We start from the raw sequence: 3003 nt of genomic DNA on the forward strand, positions 1-3003 counted from the left end.
GCTGGCAGACTTCATGTCAGCCTCCTCGCTGCTAGACCCAGTGGGGAGGCACCCTCGTCTTGGTGCCGGGACGCATCTGTCTGTCAGCTCACTGATCGGCGCTCCCAGCCAGCCATCCGGTCGGCCTTGGCGCACAGCCCTGTCGACGATCACGGCGTCCCGGGTGACCGCCGGGCCCTGCAGAACTCATCGTGGACCTCAAGGGGTCGAGCGAGCAGGGCAGTGACCCGACGGCACCTGGGGTGCATCAGCGGCCCGTCCAGGACCGCCGACACGAGGAAGGTAGTCCAGTGAGCGGGACGCCCCGGGACCAGGAGCCGGTCACCGATCCCTCGGAGGAGCGGAAGGTCGAGCGGAAGGCCGCGCGCGCCCGCATCGAGCAGCAGCACACCTGGGTCGACCTGCAGGTGCGCCAGGCGATGGAGCGCGGCGAGTTCGACGACCTGCCCGGCGCGGGCAAGCCGATCGAGGGCCTCGGCGCGACCCACGACCCGGACTGGTGGGTGAAGAAGCTCGTCGAGCGCGAGCACATCACCGTCCTCCCGCCCGCGCTGCAGCTGCGCAAGGACGACGCCGAGCTGGACGCGCACCTCGACACCCTCGGGTCCGAGCGCGAGGTGCGCCGCGACGTCGAGGACTTCAACGCCCGGGTCATCCGCGCCCGCTACACCCCGGTCGACGGCCCGCCGCTCGTCACCATGCCCCGCGACGTCGAGGAGACGGTCGCGCGCTGGCGCGAGCGGCAATCGGCGCGGCKCGCGGAGGCCGCCGAGCGGGCTGCCCGCCGGGCTGCCGAGGAGGAGGCCGCGGCCGCCGCGCGCGGGCGGCTGCGGCGGTGGCTGCGCCGGCGGCGCTGAGCGGTACGACCAGCCGGTCGCCGTACCACCTCGTCTCGGGGAGACGTCCGTCATACCCGCGCGCGGTGACTCACGGGTAGGTTCAGCAGACGTGAGTCACAAGAGCGCCAAGGACTTCTTCCGACCGCTCGCCGTGGGTGCCCCGGCCCCGCTGCGCGAGATCCCCGCCCGTCCCAGCCGGGCCATCCACTTCTTCGACCCGAGCAACGAGAAGATGGCGGCCAAGATCCCCGCCATGGTCGGCACCGTCGACGTGCTGCTCGGCAACCTCGAGGACGCGGTCAAGGCCGACAACAAGGTCGCCGCGCGCGAGGGCCTGGTGCGGATCGCCCAGTCGACCGACTTCGGGCCGACCCAGCTGTGGACGCGCATCAACGCGCTCGACAGCCCCTGGGTGCTCGACGACCTCACCACGCTGGTCCCGGCGATCGGCGACAAGCTCGACGTGATCATGGTCCCGAAGGTGCAGGGCGCCGAGGACATCCACTACGTCGACCGGCTGCTCGCGCAGCTCGAGGCGAAGGCCGGGCTGACCCGCCCGATCCTCATCCACGCGATCCTCGAGACCGCCCGCGGCGTGGCCAACGTCGAGGAGATCTGCGGCGCCTCCCCGCGCATGCAGGGCCTCTCCCTCGGCCCGGCCGACCTCGCGGCCGACCGCAAGATGAAGACCACCCGCGTCGGCGGCGGCCACCCGGGCTACCTGGTCCGCCAGGACCCGCCCCGCGGCGAGGACGGCACCGCGCAGGTCGACGCGCAGCGCAACGTCTTCCAGCAGGACCTGTGGCACTACACGATCGCGAAGATGGTCGACGCCTGCGCGACCCACGGGATCTACCCCTACTACGGCCCGTTCGGCGACATCGCCGACGTCGTCGCGTGCGAGGACCAGTTCCGCAACGCGTTCCTGCTCGGCTGCGTCGGCACCTGGTCGCTGCACCCGAAGCAGATCGCGATCGCCAACCGCGTCTTCTCCCCGAGCGTCGAGGACATCGACCACGCCCGCCGGGTCGTGGCCGCGATGGGTGACGGCACCGGCGCGGTGATGATCGACGGAAAGATGGAGGACGACGCCTCCCTCAAGCAGTGCCTCGTCCTCGTCGAGCTCGCGGAGCAGCTCGCCGAGATCGACCCCGAGCTGAAGAAGCTGTACGACGCCATCCCCGCGGCCGAGGAGGCCTGAGCCATGACCGAGACGACCACCTTCAAGCCCCTGCGCTCCGTCCTCTACATGCCCAGCTCGAACGAGCGGGCGCTGGAGAAGGCCAAGACGCTGCCGGCCGACGCGATCATCTTCGACCTCGAGGACGCCGTCGCACCGGACGCCAAGCCCGCCGCCCGGGAGGCCGCCGCTGCCGCGGTCGCGTCCGGTGAGTACGGCCGGCGCCACCTGGTCATCCGGGTCAACGGCATCGGCACCGAGTGGCACGACGACGACATCAAGGCGGCCGCCGCTGCCGGCCCGGACGTCGTGCTCGTCCCGAAGGTGAACTCCGCCGACGAGGTCCGCCAGCTCGTCGCCGCCCTCGAGGCCGCCGGCGCTCCGGAGAAGACCACGCTGTGGGCGATGGTCGAGACCCCGATCGCGATGCTCAACGCTCTCTCGATCGCGCAGGCCTCGCCGCGCCTGACCGGATTCGTGATGGGCACCAACGACCTGGTCAAGGAGCTGTACGCCGAGCACGTGCCCGGCCGCCAGCCGGTGATCACCGGCCTCGGGCTCGCGCTGCTCGCCGCCCGTGCCGCCGGCATCGTGATCATCGACGGCGTCTACAACGACGTGAAGAACGTCGAGGGCTTCCTCGCCGAGGTCGAGCAGGGCCGGCAGATGGGCTTCGACGGCAAGACCCTCATCCACCCCGGTCAGGTCGAGGGCGCCAACGAGGGCTTCGCCCCGAGCGCTCAGGCGGTCGAGGACGCCCGCGGCCTGATCCAGGCCTGGGAGGACGGCAAGGGCTCCGGCGTCGTCACCTACAACGGCAAGATGGTCGAGAGCCTGCACGTGGAGTCCGCCGAGCGCACGCTGGCGATCCACGACGCGATCCAGGCCCTGCAGGCCTGAGCCCCCGCCGATCTGACAGGCGTTGACGCCTGTCACTTCGTGGCCGGTTCCCGAGGTTGGTGGCTGCTGCAGCGGCCACCAACC

The 3003-nt window shown here is 71.3% G+C and carries 3 protein-coding genes; all 3 read left to right on the forward strand.

All coding sequences use genetic code 11. The features are described 5' to 3' along the window. Positions 1 to 290 precede the first annotated feature (290 nt). The gene (locus tag L615_RS02935; protein ID WP_261376537.1) at positions 291 to 857 is read left to right on the forward strand and encodes a DUF1992 domain-containing protein; all 567 of its coding nucleotides are present in this window, start codon (positions 291 to 293) and stop codon (positions 855 to 857) included. Positions 858 to 948: 91 nt separating this feature from the next. Continuing rightward, a complete protein-coding gene (locus L615_RS02940) occupies positions 949 to 2040 on the forward strand; it encodes a CoA ester lyase (RefSeq protein ID WP_145724061.1) in 1092 nt (363 codons plus the stop codon). 3 nt (positions 2041 to 2043) lie between these two features. Beyond that, a complete protein-coding gene (locus tag L615_RS02945; protein ID WP_028655272.1) occupies positions 2044 to 2919 on the forward strand; it encodes a CoA ester lyase in 876 nt (291 codons plus the stop codon). The last annotated feature ends 84 nt before the right edge of the window (positions 2920 to 3003 follow it).

It is taken from the genome of Nocardioides sp. J9, from assembly GCF_007829375.1.
In the GTDB taxonomy this organism is placed as follows: Bacteria; Actinomycetota; Actinomycetes; order Propionibacteriales; family Nocardioidaceae; genus Nocardioides.

Excerpts from the sequence above, each read along its gene's own strand:
- L615_RS02945 (WP_028655272.1), top strand. The coding sequence starts at position 2,044 with ATGACCGAGACGACCACCTTCAAGCCCCTGCGCTCCGTCCTCTACATG.